The sequence below is a fragment of the Neisseria sp. P0007.S010 genome (genome assembly GCF_051962875.1).
In the GTDB taxonomy this organism is placed as follows: domain Bacteria; phylum Pseudomonadota; class Gammaproteobacteria; order Burkholderiales; family Neisseriaceae; genus Neisseria; species Neisseria subflava_A.
The window spans coordinates 151,073-171,714 of the sequence record NZ_JBQCUX010000001.1 but is presented as its reverse complement, the minus strand read 5'-3'; the positions used below and the strand labels follow the sequence as shown (position 1 = coordinate 171,714).

Sequence of the window (20,642 nt, the reverse complement as noted above, 5' to 3'; positions counted from 1 at the left end):
ACTCTTTTTTCTATGTGGTAGTTATTGAACAGATGCTTATATAGCTATTTTGTTTTTAAAAATTGAATTGATTATTTATCATAAAGAAAAAGGCCGTCTGAATATTTCAGACGGCCTTTGTTTTGAAGCAAGTATTAGCTACCAATCAGTTTCAAACGTTGACCAGGGGTCACAGTACGGGTATTGCGGTTCCAACGACGAATATCATTAACATCAACATTGAAACGGCTGGCAATGGTGTTCAAAGTATCGCCTTTGCGTACAGTGTAGGAAACGTTTTGAATCGGGTTGCCGCGGACTTTTGCCGGAGCAGCTGTAACACGGAGGATTTGGCCTTTTTTGATATTGTTGCCTTTGATGTTGTTGGCAATAATCAAATCGGCTACGCTTAAGTTGTAACGTTTGGAGATGTTAAACAGCGTATCGCCATCTTCCACACGGTGTGTGCCTGCTGCAAGTGCTGCAGTTTGTGTGTTTTGTTGACCACTTACACGGGCAAGACGTGCATTGATTCGGCTTTGTTGTTTAACGGTATTGGCTGCGATACGTTCTGTACGAGCGTTTTCAGCAGTGACAACAGTTTGAACTTGTTTGGTTTCAGGAGTCGCTTCAGCAACAGTCGCTGCAGGTTCCTCTGCAGGTCGGCTTTGTACCAAAGCCATCAGGTCATCATGCTCTTCTTGAACCGGCGCAGCAGCAACAGATTCAACTGCTGGAGAAGGGGCTACATTGTTTGCGGCAACAGTCGGTGCAGTCAAGTCGGCAGGGATAGCCGCTTTGGGTGCTTCTGCAACATTTGTGGTAGCAGGCTCAATAGCAGTATGGACCATGGCTACAACTGGGGCGGTCATTTCTATACTTGCAACTTGAGGCTGCTCTTTGGTTTCTGTTACCGCTACGGAAGTAACGTTTTCAGTTTTGCTGTGTGCAATAAAGTCAACCGGTTTAGTGGACTGAGGAACAACAGGTGCAACAATATTGGTCACGGTAGTTTGAGCGACTTTAACCGGTTCTGCTACGTTGGAAGCAATAATCGGAGACATGGCCGGCATATTGGATTGGTAAGTATCCGGCGTATTGTCTTTGTCAATAAAGTTAATAATGTCTTGGCTTTGGATAGCTGAGTTTTTAGCCACTAAAATGCTGCGGCCTTCAGAAATGGCGCTACCGCTCAGGCCATTGAGGCGCTTGAGTTCGGCTACGCTCATGCCGGTATCGTTGGCGATGGCATTAAGTTTTTTGTTGCCCAAAGAAGTATAAATATCCCAAGACATCAGGGTATCTGGATTGGCATTGCGGTAGTTCTTCTCAAATGCGGAAACCGCAGAAACCGGTAATAACAGACGACGATTATTTTTAGGGATAAATACCGGGGCATTGAAACCTGGGTTGAGTGCCAACAGTTCGCTTTCGCTGATGTTTGCAAAACGAGCGATTGTGCTGTTATCAATAGGTTTGTCGATGCTGACAGATTTGAAATACGGCTGATTGCTGATTTCGCTGATATTCATGCCGAAAGTTTGCGGATTGGCGACGATATTGCGGACGGCCAAAAGTTTGGGAACGTAGTTGCGTGTTTCGTTCGGCATACGCAGGTTTTCGTATGTCGGCTCCAAACCTTGCGCGCGGGCACGGTTTACGGCGCGACCGACGTTACCTTCACCCCAGTTGTAAGCGGCAAGGGCCAAAGACCAGTCGCCGAACATATTGTGCAAGTATTGCAGGTAGTTTAATGCGGCATCGGTAGCAGCGTAAACGTCGTGGCGGCCGTCATACAAAGGCGTTTTTTCCAAGCCGAAGTGGCGGCCGGTAGCCGGCATAAATTGCCACAGGCCGGATGCGCCGACGTGTGATTTGGCTTTGGTTACAAATGCGCTTTCAATGAAAGGCAGCAAAGCGATTTCGGCGGGCATATTGCGTTTTTTAACTTCATTGGCAATATGGTACATATAAGGTTTGCTGCGGGAGATGGTGCGGTCGAAATATGCACTGTTTGCAGCAAATTTGTTTTCATGGCGGCGAACCAGTTCTGTGTTGACTTCGTTAATACGGAAGTCTTTACGTAAGGATGCCCACAAGCTACCAGAGCCGAAGGTTTGTGCTTTGGCTTGGTCGAGCAGGGAAGAGTTGAGGCGCATCATTGCCATGCCGACTTGGTTGGGCGTAGCGTTTTGCGCGTAGGCTGTGGCGGAAACTGCCGACAGGCTTGAAACGGTCAGAACGATGGTTTTTAGTTTTGCCATAGTAAATAGAGTTATCAAATATATAATAAAATTTTGTCCCTTCGATGGTATCGTTTCAGCATTCAAACGTCAAGTCGGGCAGGGAATTTGCGTGTATGATGTGGTCGTGGTGTTAAAATTCTGTCACACAAGTCGGGATGCATAGGGGAGCATTTAATGGAAACTTTTTTTATGCAAACGCCAATGGGGCAATATCTTGCTCAAAAAGAGGAGGATTTTTTCAGACGGCATTTGCAATATTTGAATGGCCAAGTGGTGGTTCAATTGGGCGGCATATGGCAGAGGCCGTCTGAAAATATGATTGTGGTGCCGCACGATGTGCGGATGGATGCTGAAATGTTGGCATTTGAAACGCATTCCGTGGATGTGTTATTGATGCCCCATCTTTTGGAAATTTCAACTGCCGATTTGGTGTTGCAAGAAGCATTTAGGATATTAAAACCCGAGGGTAGGTTGATTTTGACGGGGTTTAACCCTAAATCTTTGTGGGGGTTGAGCTCGTGGTTTGATGGCAAAAGACTGCCTATGAAATCTCAATGCTTGGCTCTGGCTGAGTTGAAACGAAAAACTGCCGCTATTGGTTTTGAAATGGAATATGGGCAGTTTATGGATTATCTGCCTGCTGTGAATTCATCATCTGCTTTGAAATTTTGGCAGTTTATGGAAAAGGCAGGGGATAGGTGGTGGCCGCAGTGTGCGGCGGTGTATGGTGTGGTTTTAACAAAACATTTGATTGGTGTCCATCCTTTGCCTGAATTGGAATCTGCATTTGATGGCAATACGGTTGCTTTAAGTACGGCACGTTTGGCCGAATAGTTTTCAGACGACCTATATATAATGATGGATAATGATGAATTTGGAGAATAATGATGCCTGAATTACCTGAGGTGGAAACGACTTTACGCGGAATCGCGCCGCATATTGATGGCAAAAAGATAGAAAAAGTCATTATTCGCCAGTTTAAATTGAGATGGCCTATCCATCCGAACTTGGCGCAAATTTTGGCCGGGCGCAAAGTTTTGGCATGCAACCGGCGTGCGAAGTATTTGATTGTTACTTTTGAAACGGGTATTTTACTTATGCATTTGGGTATGTCCGGCAGTTTGCGGATTTTTACCGCCGATGATGAGCGCATCGCCACGCCGGATAAACATGATCATTTAGATTTTGCATTTGATGACGGTACCGTATTGCGTTATCACGATCCGCGTAAATTTGGTGCGGTGTTGTGGTATGAGGGTATTGCCGAGCATCATCCGCTGTTGGAAAAACTGGGGCCGGAGCCGCTCTCGGATGATTTTAATGCAAATTACCTGTATCAGAAATTGAAAAACCAAAAGCGTGCAGTCAAATTAGCGCTGATGGATAATGCAGTGGTGGTTGGTGTCGGTAATATTTATGCGAATGAAAGTCTGTTTAAGGCAGGTATTTCGCCATTGCGTCCGGCGAATAAGCTGACCAAGAAAGAATGCGTATTATTGGTGGAAACCGTTAAAGCGGTTCTGCAAAGGGCGATTGCAACGGGCGGCAGTACGCTGCGGGACTTTGTCAATAGCGATGGCAAAAGCGGCTACTTTCAGCAGGAATATACGGTCTATGGCCGCCACAATGAGCCTTGTGTCCAATGTGGCGGGTTGATTTTTAAAGAAACTTTGGGGCAGCGTGGAACATTTTATTGTCCAAATTGCCAGAAATAGTTTCAGACGGCCTTAAATGTCAGAGGCTGTCTGAACATAATGAACACAATACAGAAGAAATTTTATGTCTAAACAAAAAGCTCCTTTTTTTAAACGTCTGAGCCGACTTTGCCGTTTGGCGGCTTGGTTGTTCCGAACCGGTCGGAATTTGCGTGCCATCGATGGCAATAATGCAGAGGAACGCAATCATGCGGTGGTTGTTTTGGGAAAAGGCGCATTGGATGCTTTGGATATCGAATTGGAAATCGGCGTACCGCCTCAAGGAAATGTGAGTGGTACTTTGGTGGTAGCCAATCATGTGTCTTGGTTGGATATTTTTGCCATGAGCGCCGTTTATCCGAGCAGTTTTATTGCCAAGCAGGAAATCAGCGGTTGGCCGGTTTTGGGAAAAATGGGTAAAAATGCCGGCACGGTGTTTATCAACCGCAATTCCCGCCGAGATATCGAGCCGATTAATCAGGCGATTTGTGCAGCATTGAAAGCAGGGCAGAATGTCAGCTTCTTCCCTGAGGCGCGTACTTCTTCCGGCTTGGGTATTTTGCCGTTTAAAGCTGCCCTGTTCCAATCGGCTATTGATGCGAAAGCGCCGATTCAGGCGGTAACTTTGCGATATTATGATGACGAAGGACAACGGACGGTTCTGCCATCCTATGCGGAGGTAAACCTGCTTCAATCTTTATGGCGCATTGTTTCTATGAAGAAAATCTGTATCCGCTTGGATTTCTCGCCTCAGTACAAATCGACAGATATGCCTGATAAAGACCGCTATGCTTTGAAGGATATTGCGGAAACAGCCATCGGTGAAATTGTGGCTTCGGATTCTCCCGTTCAGCCCTTACCTAAAAAATAATTTCAGTCAGGCACTTGTTTTATTTCAGATAGCCTTCATTTAGAGGAATAGCTGTTTTCGGTTTAATTGAATTGATAGTTTGATGTAATTAATATTATTTGAACTATAAATTATACAAATCGATGGGCCTGCATTAGAATGCAAGCATTGATTCATTTCTCAAACCCGAATTTTTAAGGAGCTTAAAAATGGCTTTGCAAGATCGTACCGGTCAAAAAGTACCTTCCGTAGTATTCCGCACTCGCGTTGGCGACACTTGGAAAGATGTTTCTACTGATGATTTGTTCAAAGGCAAAAAAGTAGTCGTGTTTTCTCTGCCTGGCGCATTTACTCCAACTTGCTCTTCTTCTCACCTGCCACGCTACAACGAATTGTTTGGTGCGTTCAAAGAAAACGGTGTTGACGCAATCTACTGCGTATCTGTAAACGACACTTTCGTAATGAACGCTTGGGCTGCTGAAGAAGAAGCCGACAACATTTACATGATCCCTGATGGCAACGGTGAATTCACTGAAGGCATGGGCATGTTGGTTGGCAAAGAAGACTTGGGCTTCGGCAAACGCTCTTGGCGTTACTCCATGCTGGTTAACGACGGCGTGGTTGAAAAAATGTTTATCGAACCTGAAGAACCAGGCGATCCTTTCAAAGTGTCTGACGCTGACACTATGTTGAAATACATTGCTCCTGACTGGAAAGCTCAAGAGTCTGTTGCCATCTTCACCAAACCTGGCTGCCAATTCTGCGCTAAAGCTAAAAAAGCGCTGCAAGACAAAGGCTTGTCTTACGAAGAAATCGTATTGGGCAAAGATGCAACTGTTACTTCCGTACGCGCTATTACCGGCAAGATGACTGCTCCTCAAGTATTCATCGGCGGTAAATACATCGGCGGCAGCGAAGACTTGGAAGCTTACTTGGCTAAAAACTAATTGCCTGTATGCTTAAGACGGCTTGAAAAAGCCGTCTGAAAGACCCAAATATAGAGTTATTCAGACGACGTTTGCAAATCGGCGTTCTGAATAACTCTATATTTACAAATAGAATTTGAGATTATTGTTTTAAATCGATATTTAGGTATTGACTATTAATTTTTAAATTTTGATAGTTTATGAAGTTTAGGCCGTCTGAAAACGGATAACCTGATGGCAATATCGGTTTGGATATAGACAGTAAGGATAAAATATGAAAAAGATTCAAGCAGATGTGGTAGTGCTGGGTGGCGGTACAGCCGGTATGGGCGCATTTCGCAATGCCCGACTTCAAACAGACAATGTTTACCTGATTGAAAACAATGTATTCGGAACAACTTGTGCGCGTGTCGGCTGTATGCCGTCCAAATTGCTGATTGCGGCTGCGGAAGCGCGCCATCATGCTCTGCATACTGATCCGTTTGGCGTGCATTTGGATAAAGACAGCGTAACGGTAAACGGCGAAGAAGTCATGCATCGAGTGAAGTCCGAACGCGACCGTTTTGTCGGTTTTGTAGTCAGCGATGTAGAAGAGTGGCCTGCCGACAAGCGTATTATGGGTACGGCAAAATTTGTTGACGAACACACCGTCCAAATCGATGACCACACTCAAATTACTGCAAAAAGTTTTGTGATTGCCACAGGTTCGCGCCCTGTGATTTTCCCTCAGTGGGAAGTTTTGGGCGATCGCTTGATTGTGAACGATGATGTTTTCTCTTGGGATACCCTGCCTAAGAGTGTGGCCGTATTCGGTCCTGGCGTAATCGGCTTAGAGTTGGGTCAGGCTTTGCACCGTTTGGGCGTAAAAGTTGAAATTTTTGGCGTGGCTGGTGCCATTGGCGGTATTTCCGATCCTGTTGTCGCTGAAGAAGCCAAAACCGTTTTTGGTGAAGAGTTGACTTTGCATTTGGATGCCAAAACCGAAGTCAAACTGGATGCTGAAGGTAATGTTGAAGTTCATTGGGAACAAGATGGCGAAAAAGGTGTGTTCCATGCCGAATATGCTTTGGCTGCCGCCGGTCGCCGTCCGAACGTAGACAATATCGGTTTGGAAAACCTGAATATCGAAAAAGATGCGCGTGGTGTGCCTGTTGCCGATCCGTTGACCATGCAAACCAGCATTCCGCACATCTTCATCGCAGGCGATGCGTCCAATCAATTGCCTCTGTTGCATGAAGCTTCCGACCAAGGCAAAATTGCCGGTCACAATGCCGCTATTTTCCCGAATGTTGAGGGCGGTTTGCGCCGTAGCGTAATCGGCGTGGTATTCACCAGTCCGCAAATTGCCACTATCGGTTTGAAATATGCGCAAGTTGCGGCAAAATATCAACCTGATGAGTTTGTCATCGGAGAAGTTTCCTTCCGAAACCAAGGCCGCAGCCGCGTTATGTTGGTAAACAAAGGCCATATGCGTTTGTATGCTGAGAAAGCGACCGGCCGTTTCATTGGTGCGGAAGTTGTCGGCCCTGCTGCCGAACATTTGGCACACTTGATGGCTTGGGCGCATCAAATGAAGATGACGATTCCGCAAATGCTGGATATGCCGTTCTACCATCCGGTTATCGAGGAAGGTCTGCGTACTGCATTGCGTGATGCCGATGCAAAATTGAAACAGGCTTGATTATTTGATGGAATAAAGGCCGTCTGAAACTCGTAGTGAGGTTTCAGACGGCCTTTTTTTATGCTTGGAAGCTGTTAAATCAATTCTAAATCCGGACCGGCATTTTGTGCACGACGGCTTCGTAATTGAATATCTAAGCGTAAATCATGGGCGGAGTCGGCATTTTTAATAGCGTCTTGATAGCTGATATCGCCGTTTTCATATAAATCATACAAAGCTTGGTCAAAAGTGATCATGCCCATGCCGGTTGATTTTTTCATCATTTCTTTGATGTTGTGGACTTCGCCTTTTTGAATCAAGTCGGCAATAATTGGCGAATTGAGCAAAACTTCAACCGCCGCCACACGACCCCGTCCGCTTTCACGGGGAATCAGTCGTTGTGAAATAAAGGCTTGCAGGTTGAGTGATAAGTCGGTCAGCAACTGGGTACGGCGCTCTTCGGGGAAGAAGTTGATGATGCGGTCGAGTGCTTGGTTGGTGCTGTTGGCGTGCAGTGTCGCCATACACAAATGGCCGGTTTCCGCGAAGGCAATCGCGTAGTCCATGGTTTCGCGGTCGCGGATTTCGCCAATCAAGATAACATCCGGCGCTTGGCGCAGGGTGTTTTTCAGCGCAATCGGCCAATTTTCGGTATCTACGCCGATTTCACGTTGGGTGATGATGCAGTTTTTGTGTTGGTGGATAAACTCAATCGGGTCTTCAATGGTAATGATGTGGTCGAAGCTGTTTTCGTTTCGATAGTCGATAAGGGAGGCGAGGGAAGTGGACTTGCCCGAACCTGTACCGCCGACAAAAATAATCAGGCCGCGTTTTCTGAGGGCAATGTCTTTCAGAATAGGGGGCAGATTGAGCGTTTCAAATTTCGGTATATTGCTGGTAATGGAGCGGAACACCAAAGCAGTTGCACCGCGTTGAACCATGGCATTGACACGGAAGCGGCTGGTATCGGGCAGGCTGATGGCGAAGTTGCATTCGTTGGTGGAAGAAAATTCTTCGATCTGTTTGGAAGACATAATCGAAAAAGCGATTTCCATACATTTTTCAGCACTCAGCGGCTCATCGCTCAGTCGCGTAATTTTACCGTCCACTTTCATGGCCGGCGGGAAATTGGTGGTAATGAAAAGGTCGGAGCCTTTGTATTTGTTCATATGGCGTAGCCAAGCGAACAATTCTTCTTTTGCGCCCGGAGTATTTTCGTTAAACATAAGAATTTAGGTATTTAAAATAGAGTTATTTTATCTATAGTAATTATAACAGAGGCAATCATTATTTGCTGATTGCTAGCTAGAGCATCAATCTGTTTTAAATTGGGTGTCGTTCTGGGAATATAGCAGATTTTTCAGTATCCCTGTGATTTTAAATTCTGCTGTTATAATGTTGCCCGATTAGTGAATGGAAAGGTAACGAGATGTCAGTACAAACAATTGCCGTGGTCGGCGCAATGGAACAGGAAATCGAGCTTTTGCGTGAAAGCATGACCAATGTCAAGCATGTGTCCTTCGGTAAATTCTCGGCGTATGAAGGTGAATTGGCCGGAAAACGTATGGTATTGGTTTTGAGCGGTATCGGTAAAGTCAATGCGGCGGTTTCGACTTCTTGGGTCATTCATCAGTTTGCACCGGATTGCGTCATCAATACCGGCAGTGCAGGCGGTTTGGGCAAGGGCCTGAAGGTCGGTGATGTGGTCATCGGCGAAACTGTGGCGCATCACGATGTTGACGTAACGGCTTTTGGTTATGTTTGGGGACAAGTACCGCAACTTCCTGCCGTGTTTGCATCGGATTCAAACTTGATTCGCCAAGCAGAAAAGGCGGCGCAAGTGTTTGACGGAGCGGCTGTCACGCAAGGCCTGATTGTCAGTGGCGACCGTTTTGTGCACAGCAGCGAAGGTGTCGCGGAAATCCGCAGCCATTTCCCAGAAGTAAAAGCAGTGGAAATGGAAGCTGCGGCGATTGCGCAGACTTGTTACCAGTTGGAAGTGCCGTTTGTGATTATTCGCGCGGTATCCGATTCGGCCGATGAGAAAGCGGACATCAGCTTTGAAGAGTTTTTGAAAACGGCTGCCGTCAGCTCGGCGAAGATGGTAACCGAGATTGTCAAATCGCTATAAAATCATGCAGAAACGTTGAATTTCCGTTAGAATACGGAACGATTCAACCTTATTCTAAGGCCGTCTGAAAACCGAATCCCTGTTTTTTCAGACGGCCTTTCCGACTTTAATTGCATTTATCTTAATAACAATATGAAAAACATACGGAATTTCTCCATTATTGCCCACATCGACCACGGTAAATCGACGCTTGCCGACCGTTTTATCCAATACTGCGGCGGTTTGGATTTGCGCGAAATGAGTACGCAGGTGCTCGACTCCATGGACATCGAAAAAGAGCGCGGTATTACCATTAAAGCGCAAACCGCCGCGCTCAACTATAAAGCACGCGACGGGCAGGTGTATCAGCTCAACCTGATTGATACTCCGGGACACGTTGACTTCTCTTATGAAGTTTCCCGTTCGCTGTCAGCTTGCGAAGGCGCGCTTTTGGTGGTCGATGCGTCCCAAGGTGTAGAAGCGCAAACCGTGGCGAACTGCTATACCGCGATTGATTTGGGCGTGGAAGTTGTGCCCGTTTTGAACAAAATCGACTTGCCTGCCGCAGAACCCGATCGCGTGGAGCAGGAAATTGAAGACATTATCGGCATTGATGCCGTTGGTGCGGTGCAATGTTCTGCAAAAAGCGGTATTGGCGTGGAAGACGTTTTGGAAGAAATCGTTGCCAAAATCCCTGCGCCGACCGGCGATGAAAATGCACCGTTGCAAGCGGTGATTGTTGATTCATGGTTTGACAACTACGTCGGCGTGGTCATGTTGATTCGTGTGAAAAACGGCACCATCAAGCTGAAAGACAAAGTGCGCTTTATGAGCACCAAGGCGGAAACGCAGGTTGAGCAACTGGGTGTATTCACGCCGAAATCGGTTCAAAAACAAGAACTCAAAGCCGGCGAAGTGGGCTTTTTGATTACCGGCGTGAAAGAATTGGGACAGGCAAAAGTCGGCGATACGGTTACTTTGGTTGCCAACCCTGCCTCTGAGCCGCTGCCCGGTTTCCAAGAAGTACAAAGCCAAGTATTTGCGGGCCTCTATCCCGTGGAAAGCCACGACTATGAAGCCTTGCGCGATGCTTTGGAAAAATTGCAACTGAACGATGCTTCGTTGAAATTTGAACCTGAAGTTTCCCAGGCATTAGGCTTCGGTTTCCGTTGCGGCTTCTTGGGCCTGTTGCATTTGGAAATCGTGCAGGAACGTTTGGAGCGCGAGTTCGACATGGATTTGATTACCACCGCGCCAACGGTGGTTTACGAAGTCGTGTTGAAAAGCGGCGAGAAAATCGAAGTCGAAAACCCGTCCAAACTGCCCGACATCGGCAGCATCGAAACCATTCTCGAGCCGATTATTACCGCGACCATTCTTGTGCCGCAGGAATATGTCGGCAACGTCATGACTTTGTGTAACCAAAAGCGCGGTGTTCAGGTCAATATGCAATACATGGGCCGTCAAGTCATGCTGACTTATGATTTGCCGATGAACGAAGTTGTAATGGATTTCTTCGATAAGCTTAAATCGACTTCGCGCGGCTATGCTTCGTTGGATTACCATTTCAAAGAGTTCCAACCGTCTGATTTGATTAAGCTCGACATCATGGTCAACGGCGAAAAAGTCGATGCCTTGAGCCTGATTGTCCACCGTCAAAGCGCCGTTCACCGCGGTCGTGAGCTGGCAGCAAAAATGCGTGAACTGATTCCGCGCCAGATGTTTGATATTGCCGTACAGGCCGCCATCGGCAGTCAGATTATCGCCCGTGAAAACGTCAAAGCCCTGCGTAAAAACGTTTTGGCGAAATGTTACGGCGGCGATATTACGCGTAAGAAAAAACTTCTTGAAAAACAAAAAGCAGGTAAGCGCCGCATGAAACAAGTGGGCAATGTGGAAATCCCGCAAAGCGCATTCTTGGCGATTCTGCAAGTGAGTGATAAATAATGAGTATAAATCTGACTTTAGGCGCAATCGTTGTACTGCTGGCCGGCTTGGTCCTTAACTTCAAAAGCAGTAAAGAGCGTCAGGAAAACGGCGAATGGAGCTCCGGCCTGCAATGGAGTTATCTCCTGTGCATGGTCGGCGTATTCGGTATTTTGTCCGAATTTATGAGCTTTACCGCCGTATTGCTGGTGTTTGTCGTGTTCACCGGTATTGTTTGGGCAATTCATAAAGGCCGTCTGAAAAAAAGTGAGGCCGGCGAAGACAATGCGCATTTTACCGACTACATGGGCGGTTTTTTTCCCATCATCTTGGTTATCTTTGTCTTACGCAGCTTTATTGCCGAGCCGTTCCAAATTCCGTCCAGCTCCATGCGTCCGGGCTTGGTCAAAGGCGATTTTATTTTGGTGAACAAATTCTCTTACGGTATCCGCCTGCCGATTTTGAATAAGGTCATTATCCCTGTCGGCAATATTGCCCGAGGCGATGTCGTGGTGTTCAATTATCCGCTCCAGCCTGAGATGAATTACATCAAACGTATCGTCGGTATCCCGGGCGACGTTGTGGAGTACCGTGATAAGGTTTTGACTGTTAACGGTGAAATTATTCCCGAAAAACCAAACGGCAATTATCAATACGCAGATGATACCGATCCGTCTATGATTCATACACTTGAGCGTTTTCAGACGGCCTTAAACGGCAAAAATTTTGACGTTATCAAAGAGGCCGGTCAGCCTTCCGTATCTATTGCCGTATTGAACAAATACACCTCCGAAGTAATGCCTGAAAGCAATTACTCGCTTGAAACAAGCGGTTTGGAAAATTGCGAATACGCAGAAGACGGCAATGGCTTTATCTGTAAAGTTCCCGAAGGCCGTTATTTCGCGATGGGCGACAACCGCGACAACAGCGCCGACTCCCGTTATTGGGGATTTGTTGATGACAAACTGATCGTTGGTAAAGCCTTCTTTGTTTGGATGAACTTTGGCGAACTCAGCCGTATCGGTACCAGCATCCAATAAGCAATAAACAGATTAAAAGGCCGTCTGAAATTTTTCAGACGGCCTTTTTTGTATCTATTTTTTGTCTTTTAACGAACCCAAATAAATTGCCAATAAAGTCAAAGTGGCGCCACTCCATTGGACGATATTAATCGGTTTATCCAACCAGAAATAATCAATCAACATGGCGGCGACTGGTTCGGAGAGCAGTAGTAGGCCGGTCAGTGACAAGGATAAAAGCGGGATGGTGTAAGCAATTAATGCCCAAGCGAAGCATTGCATGACGATGCCGTAGATGGAGACAAGAATCACATCGTTTAAAGTTTTGGGGTAGAGATGGGCGGCATCGAATAGTAGAGATGGGATGACCAGCGCCATTGCACCGCCGAAGCTTAAAATCATCATGAGCGGAAACAAACCGACTTTTTCCTGCTCATGGGTTTTGCGTACGAAAACCATAGACAGGGTCAGCATGGCACCGGATACTACGCCGCTGACAAATCCCCATGCGGCATTGTCGTTATGACCGAACTCCGGGCTGCCGATCAAGGCTACGCCTATGGTGGCCAATATCAAACTTAAAATTTGTAAGGTACTTAGGCGTTCCGAATAAAAGAAGAAGCCGATGGCGGCTAAAAAGAAAATCTGCAGGCTGTTGAGCAAGGTGGAAATGCCGGGGCCTACGGCGTGAATGCTTTCGTGCCAAAGGGCGAGGTCGAATGCGAGGAAAACGCCGGATAAGATTGCGTAGCCAACCGTTTTTCTTTTCGTGGGCATTTTTTGTCTGAAAAAACGCCCGAGCAGGAAGAATATGGGGGCGGCAATCAGCAAACGCCAGAATGCGATGGCGTAAGAGCCGACATCGACAAATTTGACGATCAAACTGCCCAAGCCGAAGACGACGCAGCCGACGACCAATAGGGATGCTGCATAATTTCCCGAACGTGTCTCCATCGGCTTCTCCATCAATCAAATGAAGACGATTATTCCATAAAAGATGGATGAGGCGCTAATGATAAATAGTGGTAAGCCAAGATAAAGGTTTATGATGAAAGGCCGTCTGAAAGCTGTTTCAGACGGCCTTTTGATGATTTTTTGGCTTGATTTAGTATGGTTGTAGTATAAAATCGTTTTACGCCGTGTTTTCAGACGGCCTGATCAGTTTTGGTTTTGAGAAAAGGATATTGGAAATGGCAAACCCTATTCGTGCGTTTCTGGATTATGTGCCGTCGGTTGATGAGTCTTGTTTTATAGATGAGACTTCGGTTGTGATTGGCGAAGTGTCGCTGGCGGAAGATGTATCCGTTTGGCCTTATGCCGTATTGCGTGGCGATGTGAACAGCATTTCTATCGGCAAGCGCAGCAATGTGCAGGACGGCAGCGTTTTGCATGTGTCGCATAAGAATGCGGCGAAGCCTGACGGTTCACCTTTGATTATCGGCGATGATGTGACGATTGGGCATAAGGTCATGCTGCATGGCTGCCGAATTGGGAATCGTGTGTTGGTGGGCATGGGCTCGATTATTTTGGATGATACGGTTGTCGAAGATGATGTGATGATAGGCGCGGGCAGTTTGGTGCCTCCGCGCAAACGTTTGGAAAGCGGTTTTTTATACGTTGGCTCGCCTGTGAAACAAGTGCGTCCGCTGACGGATGAGGAAAAGGAATTTTTGACGTATTCGTCCGCGCATTATGTCCGCCTGTCCGGCCAGCATAAAATTTCAAAATAAGGAAAACCAATACAATGAACGCAATTTATCTGGCTTCGGGCAGTCCGCGCCGTCGTGAGATTTTGGAGAATTTGGGTTTCACGGTACGCCGCCTTCCTGTGGATATTGATGAAACCCCTAAAGAAGGCGAAGCAGCAGTAGAGTATGTGCGCCGTATGGCCTGCGAGAAAAATCAGGCGGCAGTGGCGCAATGGTTTGCTACTCATGATCAAGAGCCTGAGTTTGCTGTATTGACGGCGGATACGACGGTGGCGGATGGTGCGGCTATTTTGGGTAAACCTGAATCCGAGGAGGATGCGGTCGATATGCTGGAACGCTTATCCGGACGGACGCATCAAGTGCTGACGGCTGTATGCGTTTACTGGCGAGGCGTGCGCCATGATGTGGTGCAGACGAGCGAAGTGCGCTTTAAAACGTTGACGGCTGAGGAGATTGCAGCCTATGTTGCCAGCGGCGAGCCGATGGATAAAGCCGGTGCGTATGGGATTCAGGGCTTGGGCGGCGTATTTGTCGAGCATTTGCAGGGTAGTTTTACCGGCGTGATGGGTTTGCCGGTTTATGAGACCGCGCAACTACTGAAATCTTTGGGTTTGGAATCGCCTCCGTTTGCTTAAAATTAGGCAAATGCCGTCTGAAAGCGTGCCGACAAAAACGCCTGTTTCAGTTACAATACTGCCTTAAACAGCTTGCTTGAAGAAAGATATGAAAGAACATAAGGCCCGGAAACGCTTCGGGCAGAATTTTTTGCAGGATACGCGGATTATTAGCGATATTGTCAATGCGGTCAGACCGCAGCCTGATGATATCGTGATTGAAATCGGCCCGGGCTTGGCCGCCATTACCGAGCCTTTGGCGAAAAAACTTAACTGCCTGCATGTTTGCGAAATCGACCGCGACATCGTACGCCGTCTGAAAACCTTGCCGTTTGCAGATAAATTGGTGATACACGAAGGCGATGTATTGCAGTTTGATTTCAACAGCATTGAAGGCAAGAAAAAAATTGTCGGCAACCTGCCGTACAATATTTCCACGCCACTTTTGTTCCGATTAAGCGAAGTGGCAGACGATGTGATCGATATGCACTTTATGCTGCAAAAAGAAGTGGTCGAACGCATGGTGGCGCAGCCGAAAACCAACGACTATGGCCGTCTGGGCGTGATGCTGCAATATTTCTTCGATATGGAAATGTTGATTGAAGTACCGCCTGAATCCTTTGATCCTGCGCCGAAAGTAGATTCGGCCGTCGTGCGCATGATTCCGGTGAAACACCGCATCGGTAAAGCGGAAGATTTTGAACATTTTGCCAAACTGGTGAAACTGGCTTTCCATCAACGCCGCAAAACCATACGCAATAATTTGAAGGAACTTGCCGGCGATGATGATTTGCAGGCAGTCGGTATCAATCCGCAAGATAGGGCAGAACACATTGCCGCTGAGAAATATGTGGAATTGAGCAATTATCTGGTTCAAAAGGCCGTCTGAAACAGTGATGGCAATTTTTAAGCAACCTCCTATTCAATGGGGGTTTCTGGGTGATTCATATTTGTGGCGCGAGTTGGCGCAGTATTTTTCCGGTAAGGATATGCCGCCTGAGCGGCACCGTTTTGAAGCAGCAATTATCGGCGCAGTTTGAGTATTGACCGGGCATCGTCTCGATAGGGAAGAGCAATTTAAAGTCAATCGGTACAATAAAGGCGGAATCTCCGGCAGCATAGTCAGTTGCCGCTTTTGGCTGGAAACGGCCATTCCTTTGCTTTGGCAGCGGTAAACGCAACTCAAGCCCCGAAAATTTTGGTAGTTTGGAAAGAAATAATGATTAAATTCAAAAATGTACACAAACATTTTAAAGATTTGCACGTTATCAACGGTGTGAATCTGGAAGTCAAACAAGGCGAAGTGGTCGTTGTATGCGGCCCTTCAGGCAGTGGCAAATCGACGTTGATTCGTACGGTAAACCAACTCGAGCGCATTGAAAGCGGCGAGATTTGGGTAGACGGCATCAATGTTGCCGATCCGAAAACCGATTTGAACAAAGTGCGTGAAGAAGTGGGCTTTGTGTTCCAAGGGTTCAATCTGTATCCGCATTTGACTGTCTTGGAAAATATTATTCTTTCTCCGATGAAAGTGAAAAACCAAAGCCGTGAAGAGGCGGAAAAGAAAGCGATGGAGCTTTTGGAACGTGTCGGCTTGGCGCATAAAAAAGACGCGCTGCCCGGCCAGCTTTCCGGCGGTCAGCAACAGCGTGTGGCGATTGCACGCGGTTTGGCGATGGAGCCGCGTGTGATGTTGTTTGACGAGCCGACTTCCGCACTTGATCCTGAAATGGTCGGCGAAGTATTGAAAGTGATGAAAGACTTGGCGGAAAGCGGCATGACCATGATGTGTGTAACCCATGAAATGGGTTTTGCGCGCGAAGTCGCCGACCGTGTGATTTTTGTCGATAAAGGCCAGATTTTGGAAGACGAAACGCCGGAAGAATTTTTTACCAATCCGAAACACGAGCGTGCCAAACAATTCCTGCAACAGGTAATGACACATTAAACTCGGGCCGTCTGAAATTTCAGACGGCATGATCGGTTTGAATGATTTTGAAAGTTGAAAATAATGTATTTTGTTGACCGTACTGCTGTCGTGCTGAAACCGACCGCCCGTTTTTTGGAATGGCTGAAATCCGCCGATGAAAATATGCCTGACCTGACCGTCGAGCAACTGCGTACCAACTGTTCCGTATTCCTTGTGCCGCAATTTGATGAACCCGAATCCGTCATTTCCTATTTTGACGAACGTTACCAGCAGATTTTTGAAGCCGAATTGGCAGGCTGGGACATTGATAAAAGCAAATGGCCGCAAGACATGAGTTTGAAGGCTTTTTGGGAATTTTTCGATACCGAAATCCACGATATGGTTTTGGATATGGAAGAGGCGGAATTGAACATTACGCCTGTTTTCGACAATATGATGTAAAGCCGTGAGAAGTTTTCAGACGGCCTTAAAGCCTTCGCGTTCTTTGAAAATTCTGATTGTCTTCTTACACCTTTCGGCGTTGGCCTTATGCCTTGCCGAGTTTTACGGCTGGATGATGTGGCTGGGGTTGGCGGCGTTGGCCGGTAGTTTTGCCTATGCTTGGCGCAGCGTTAATTTTCATGCTCAAAATGCGGTCAGGAAAATCATCATCGACCGCCAATACCGTGCGACGGTTTACTTGAATGGCGAGGAAGAGGGAAGAAGCGCGGTTTTGCAAGACAGCAGTATGTTGACGGTTCATGCTTTGTTTTTGCAATGGAATGTTGACGGAAAAATAGTCAAACACTGCATCTTGCCCGATATGGCCGACCGTGATGCCTACCGCCGTCTGAAAGTATGGGCACGCTGGTGTCGGGAAAAAGAAGACAAAGCAGAACTTGCGGCAGATATGGATTAAACGGCTGTTTCAGACGGCCTTTTGAAGCGATAAATACAATGAAAACATTACAAGACTGGCTTTCTCATTTGGAGACTGCCCATAGTTCTGGCCTTATCGATATGGGTTTGGAACGTGTGGGAGAAGTGAAAAAACGCATGAATTTGGTGCCGCAATGTCCTGTCGTCGTGGTGGCGGGTACAAATGGCAAGGGTTCCGTATGCGCCTATTTGTCGCATATTTATAAAGAAGCCGGTTTTAAAGTCGGTACGCTGACCAGTCCGCACCTTCTGCGTTACAACGAACGAATCGCCATCAACACTCAGCCGGTTTCAGACGACCTGATTGTTTCCTCATTTGAGCGCATCGAAGCGGCGCGCGGCGAAATTTCTCTGACGTATTTTGAGTTTAATGCTTTGGCTGCCGTCGATATTTTCATGCGTGAAAATGTGGACGTAATGATTTTGGAAGTTGGTTTGGGCGGACGGTTGGATGCTGTGAATGTATTTGACGGCGACTGCTCGGTTGTCACCAGCGTGGATTTGGATCATCAGGCATTTTTGGGCGATACCGTTGAGCAGGTCGGTTTTGAAAAAGCCGGAGTGTTCCGTAGTGGCAAACCAGCTGTGTGCGGTCAGAATCCTGCGCCTGAATCATTGGTCAAACACGCAGAAGAAATTGGCGCAAAACTGTTGATGGTTCAGCGGGATTTTGATTTTGCGTCAATGGAAAGCGTGCAGTGGAACTACCGCTTCCATCCGCAATCTTCAGACGGTCAAAGCCGTAACCGCAATTCCTTGCCGTTTCCTGCTTTGCGCGGTGCCTATCAGTTGTCCAATGCCGCGTGTGCATTGACGGTGTTGGAGTGTTTGAATAATCAGCTGCCCGTTGACATCGGCGCGATTAAACGCGGTTTGCTGTTGGTTGAGAATCCTGGACGTTTCCAAGTTTTGCCCGGCCGTCCGCTGGTGGTTTTGGATGTCGGCCACAATCCGCACGCAGCACGTGCTTTGCGCCGCAGCCTGATTAACCTTGCCTTTGCCCAAAAACGTACTGCCGTATTCAGTATGTTGTCCGACAAAGATATTGATGGCGTGCTGGAAATCGTTAAAGATCAGTTTGACGAGTGGAATATCGCGCCTTTAGATGTGCCGCGCGGCATGACGGTAGAGGCTTTGCAGGCTAAACTGACTGAACACGGCATCGACAATGTAAATGTTTTTGAAACTGTCGCTGCAGCCTATCGTGCTGCTTTGGCTAAAGCAACCGAAAATGATAGAATCGTTGTTTTTGGCTCATTCCATACTGTTGCCGATGTAATGGCTGTTTTGAAAGAACACTAACGAGGAAATTATCATGTCCGACAATAAACAAAAAGAAACTCCAAACGGATACGATTTAGACGGTTACGAACAACTCAAACGTCGCAACCGCCGTCGCTTGGTCTTGGCCTCCGGCTTGGTGGTGGCATCGGGTATGCTGTTCGGTCTGGCACTGACTTCCGGCGACGATAAAAATTCACCGTTTAAAGAAGCGCCTGTCGGTCAGAGCCAAGTCAAAACGGCTGATGAGCCCAGCAAGGCTGTTGTCCTAGAGCCGAATAAAGAGGATGTTGCGATGGCTGAAGAAGCAGCCCGCCATGCGGATGCCGAAGCGCAAAGCAAACCTCAAAATGCAGGCGACGAAGAAGACAATGCGCCGGTTGAAGTATTGAAGCCAAACCGTGAATCTGCTCCCGAAGATGTCGGCGAGCCGTTGGTTTTGATCAACGATACTTTGGATGACGGCAATATTAAAGGCTTGGAAGAGTCCGAACGTATTCAACGCGCCGAGGCTGCCAAACGTGAAGCTGCGGAGCGCCGAGCTGAAGAGCGCCGCCAACGTCAGGCTGAGCAACGTGCTGCTGCGGCCCGTAAAACACAAGCCCAACAGGAAGCTGCTGAGAAAGAAAACGCATTGGCAGCTAAAAAACGCGCACTTCAAGCGCGTGCTGAAAAAGCAGAGCGTGAAGCCGCTGCCGAACGCAATAAATTGGCACAATTGGAAAAAGCAGAGAAAGCCATTGCCGAGCGTAAATCTGCCAAAAACAGCAAAGACAGCGTAAAAGACAAGGCCGAACCTGCCAAGAAAGCAGAAGCCAAAGTTGAAAAACCAAAAAATGAAAAAGCTAAACCGGAAACGGCCAAAGCAGAAAAAGCCGATAAGGTAAAAACTGCAGAGAAGCCGTCTGAAAAAGCCAAGCCTAAAGCTGAAAAAGAAACAGCAGAAGCCAAGCCTGCGAAAAAAGCCGCCATTCAGGCAGGTTATGCTGAAAAAGAACGCGCACAAAGCCTGCAACGTAAAATGAAAGCCGCAGGTATCGATTCGACCATTACTGAAGTGATGACCGATAAAGGTAAGGTGTATCGCGTGAAATCAGCCAGTTATAAAAATGCACGCGATGCAGAGCGCGATTTGAACAAATTGCGTGTACATGGCATTGCCGGTCAGGTGACCAGTGAGTAATCTGCCTGTTGCCGATTTGTTGGCTGCCGCCGTCATCGTCATCTGCATCATTATCTCGTTGACACGGGGTATTATTGCCGAAGCAGGGGCGATGGTGGCGTGGGTGGTATCGTTTATTGCAGCCAGAACGCTTGCCGTGCCATTTGCCGATGTGGTCTTTAAATCGGTTGAGCCGCATTCTTTGGCGGTTGCGATGGGCTTTGCCGCCGTGTTTTTTCTGGCATGGCTGTTGCAGAAGCTGGCACGATCGCTGTTGAGCAGTTTGATGTCTGCTGTTGGTTTAGGAAGCATCAACCGTTTGCTTGGCGGCGTATTCGGTGCAGTGAAAGGTGTGATTTTGGTGACACTGGCAGTGATGGTTTTTTCACACACTGATTTGCCGAAAACGGAAGAGTGGCAAAGTTCACACACAATTCCATATTTTGAATCACTGGCCGATGCTGCGATGCCTTATCTGCCTGGAAAAGATACCGCAATGCCCCATCTTTCTGGTAAAATAGCTGAAGTTGAAGAATTGGATGATTGAGTTTGACGGATTCAGACGGCCTATGGGCCGTCTGAATCCGTTTTTATTTGCGTAAATTTAGCATCATATTG

At 47.3% G+C, this 20,642-nt stretch carries 21 protein-coding genes; 18 read left to right on the top strand and 3 right to left on the bottom strand.

Annotated elements, in window-relative coordinates; genetic code table 11:
- Positions 1-134: 134 nt before the first annotated feature.
- The gene (locus ACTHR7_RS00860; protein ID WP_440370154.1) at positions 135-2,243 is read right to left on the bottom strand and encodes a LysM peptidoglycan-binding domain-containing protein; all 2,109 of its coding nucleotides are present in this window, start codon (positions 2,241-2,243) and stop codon (positions 135-137) included.
- 156 nt (positions 2,244-2,399) lie between these two features.
- Between ACTHR7_RS00860 and ACTHR7_RS00855 the strand changes: the two genes are divergently transcribed.
- The 5 genes from ACTHR7_RS00855 to ACTHR7_RS00835 all read left to right on the top strand — a co-directional run bounded on the left by ACTHR7_RS00855 (position 2,400) and on the right by ACTHR7_RS00835 (position 7,376).
- A complete protein-coding gene (locus ACTHR7_RS00855) occupies positions 2,400-3,059 on the top strand; it encodes a class I SAM-dependent methyltransferase (RefSeq protein ID WP_440370153.1) in 660 nt (219 codons plus the stop codon).
- 53 nt (positions 3,060-3,112) lie between these two features.
- On the top strand, positions 3,113-3,940 hold the full coding sequence (gene mutM, locus ACTHR7_RS00850; RefSeq protein ID WP_070712751.1) for a bifunctional DNA-formamidopyrimidine glycosylase/DNA-(apurinic or apyrimidinic site) lyase: 828 nt from the start codon (positions 3,113-3,115) through the stop codon (positions 3,938-3,940).
- Between the two features lie 64 nt (positions 3,941-4,004).
- Positions 4,005-4,790: a 1-acylglycerol-3-phosphate O-acyltransferase gene (locus ACTHR7_RS00845; RefSeq protein ID WP_070712523.1), complete on the top strand. Its 786-nt coding sequence runs from the start codon at positions 4,005-4,007 to the stop codon at positions 4,788-4,790.
- Between the two features lie 188 nt (positions 4,791-4,978).
- Positions 4,979-5,716, top strand: a complete 738-nt coding sequence (locus ACTHR7_RS00840; protein ID WP_003747251.1) for a redoxin family protein — start codon at positions 4,979-4,981, stop codon at positions 5,714-5,716.
- A gap of 253 nt (positions 5,717-5,969) precedes the next feature.
- On the top strand, positions 5,970-7,376 hold the full coding sequence (locus ACTHR7_RS00835) for a dihydrolipoyl dehydrogenase (RefSeq protein WP_070584122.1): 1,407 nt from the start codon (positions 5,970-5,972) through the stop codon (positions 7,374-7,376).
- A 74-nt stretch (positions 7,377-7,450) separates the two neighbouring features.
- Here ACTHR7_RS00835 and ACTHR7_RS00830 read toward each other — a convergent pair whose 3' ends face one another.
- A complete protein-coding gene (locus ACTHR7_RS00830) occupies positions 7,451-8,581 on the bottom strand; it encodes a PilT/PilU family type 4a pilus ATPase (RefSeq protein WP_293206974.1) in 1,131 nt (376 codons plus the stop codon).
- A 203-nt stretch (positions 8,582-8,784) separates the two neighbouring features.
- On the opposite strand from ACTHR7_RS00830, the gene ACTHR7_RS00825 reads away from it, so the two are divergent.
- From ACTHR7_RS00825 to lepB, 3 genes are all read left to right on the top strand, one after another.
- The gene (locus tag ACTHR7_RS00825; protein WP_049328596.1) at positions 8,785-9,486 is read left to right on the top strand and encodes a 5'-methylthioadenosine/adenosylhomocysteine nucleosidase; all 702 of its coding nucleotides are present in this window, start codon (positions 8,785-8,787) and stop codon (positions 9,484-9,486) included.
- 132 nt (positions 9,487-9,618) lie between these two features.
- The gene (gene lepA, locus ACTHR7_RS00820; protein ID WP_070813865.1) at positions 9,619-11,412 is read left to right on the top strand and encodes a translation elongation factor 4; all 1,794 of its coding nucleotides are present in this window, start codon (positions 9,619-9,621) and stop codon (positions 11,410-11,412) included.
- Entirely contained in the window at positions 11,412-12,431 is a 1,020-nt protein-coding gene (gene lepB / locus ACTHR7_RS00815) for a signal peptidase I (RefSeq protein ID WP_070813866.1), read from the top strand. Before lepA ends, lepB begins: the two co-directional genes overlap by 1 nt.
- Positions 12,432-12,485: 54 nt before the next feature.
- Here the strand turns inward: lepB and ACTHR7_RS00810 are convergent, their stop codons facing one another.
- Positions 12,486-13,364, bottom strand: coding sequence for a DMT family transporter (locus ACTHR7_RS00810; protein ID WP_141759937.1), 879 nt, complete (start codon positions 13,362-13,364; stop codon positions 12,486-12,488).
- A 236-nt stretch (positions 13,365-13,600) separates the two neighbouring features.
- Here ACTHR7_RS00810 and ACTHR7_RS00805 point away from each other — a divergent pair, with 236 nt between their 5' ends.
- The 10 genes from ACTHR7_RS00805 (at position 13,601) to ACTHR7_RS00760 (ending at position 20,571) form a co-directional block, all read left to right on the top strand.
- Positions 13,601-14,140: a gamma carbonic anhydrase family protein gene (locus ACTHR7_RS00805; protein WP_070813868.1), complete on the top strand. Its 540-nt coding sequence runs from the start codon at positions 13,601-13,603 to the stop codon at positions 14,138-14,140.
- 14 nt (positions 14,141-14,154) lie between these two features.
- Positions 14,155-14,754 carry a Maf family protein gene (locus ACTHR7_RS00800; RefSeq protein ID WP_440370152.1) on the top strand — a complete coding sequence of 200 codons (600 nt, stop codon included), beginning with the start codon at positions 14,155-14,157 and terminating at the stop codon, positions 14,752-14,754.
- Between the two features lie 88 nt (positions 14,755-14,842).
- Positions 14,843-15,622, top strand: a complete 780-nt coding sequence (gene rsmA / locus ACTHR7_RS00795; RefSeq protein WP_049329405.1) for a 16S rRNA (adenine(1518)-N(6)/adenine(1519)-N(6))-dimethyltransferase RsmA — start codon at positions 14,843-14,845, stop codon at positions 15,620-15,622.
- A gap of 7 nt (positions 15,623-15,629) precedes the next feature.
- Positions 15,630-15,773, top strand: coding sequence for a hypothetical protein (locus ACTHR7_RS00790; RefSeq protein WP_234394518.1), 144 nt, complete (start codon positions 15,630-15,632; stop codon positions 15,771-15,773).
- Between the two features lie 179 nt (positions 15,774-15,952).
- Positions 15,953-16,681: an amino acid ABC transporter ATP-binding protein gene (locus ACTHR7_RS00785; RefSeq protein ID WP_003747231.1), complete on the top strand. Its 729-nt coding sequence runs from the start codon at positions 15,953-15,955 to the stop codon at positions 16,679-16,681.
- 63 nt (positions 16,682-16,744) lie between these two features.
- Complete coding sequence (locus tag ACTHR7_RS00780) at positions 16,745-17,104, top strand: hypothetical protein (protein WP_003747228.1); 360 nt, start codon at positions 16,745-16,747, stop codon at positions 17,102-17,104.
- A gap of 4 nt (positions 17,105-17,108) precedes the next feature.
- Complete coding sequence (locus ACTHR7_RS00775) at positions 17,109-17,561, top strand: protein YgfX (protein WP_107867532.1); 453 nt, start codon at positions 17,109-17,111, stop codon at positions 17,559-17,561.
- 38 nt (positions 17,562-17,599) lie between these two features.
- Positions 17,600-18,883, top strand: coding sequence for a bifunctional tetrahydrofolate synthase/dihydrofolate synthase (gene folC / locus ACTHR7_RS00770; protein WP_293206951.1), 1,284 nt, complete (start codon positions 17,600-17,602; stop codon positions 18,881-18,883).
- A gap of 13 nt (positions 18,884-18,896) precedes the next feature.
- Positions 18,897-20,045: a cell division protein FtsN gene (gene ftsN, locus ACTHR7_RS00765; protein WP_440370151.1), complete on the top strand. Its 1,149-nt coding sequence runs from the start codon at positions 18,897-18,899 to the stop codon at positions 20,043-20,045.
- Positions 20,038-20,571, top strand: a complete 534-nt coding sequence (locus ACTHR7_RS00760) for a CvpA family protein (RefSeq protein WP_293207177.1) — start codon at positions 20,038-20,040, stop codon at positions 20,569-20,571. The genes ftsN and ACTHR7_RS00760 overlap by 8 nt, the downstream gene beginning before the upstream one ends.
- The last annotated feature ends 71 nt before the right edge of the window (positions 20,572-20,642 follow it).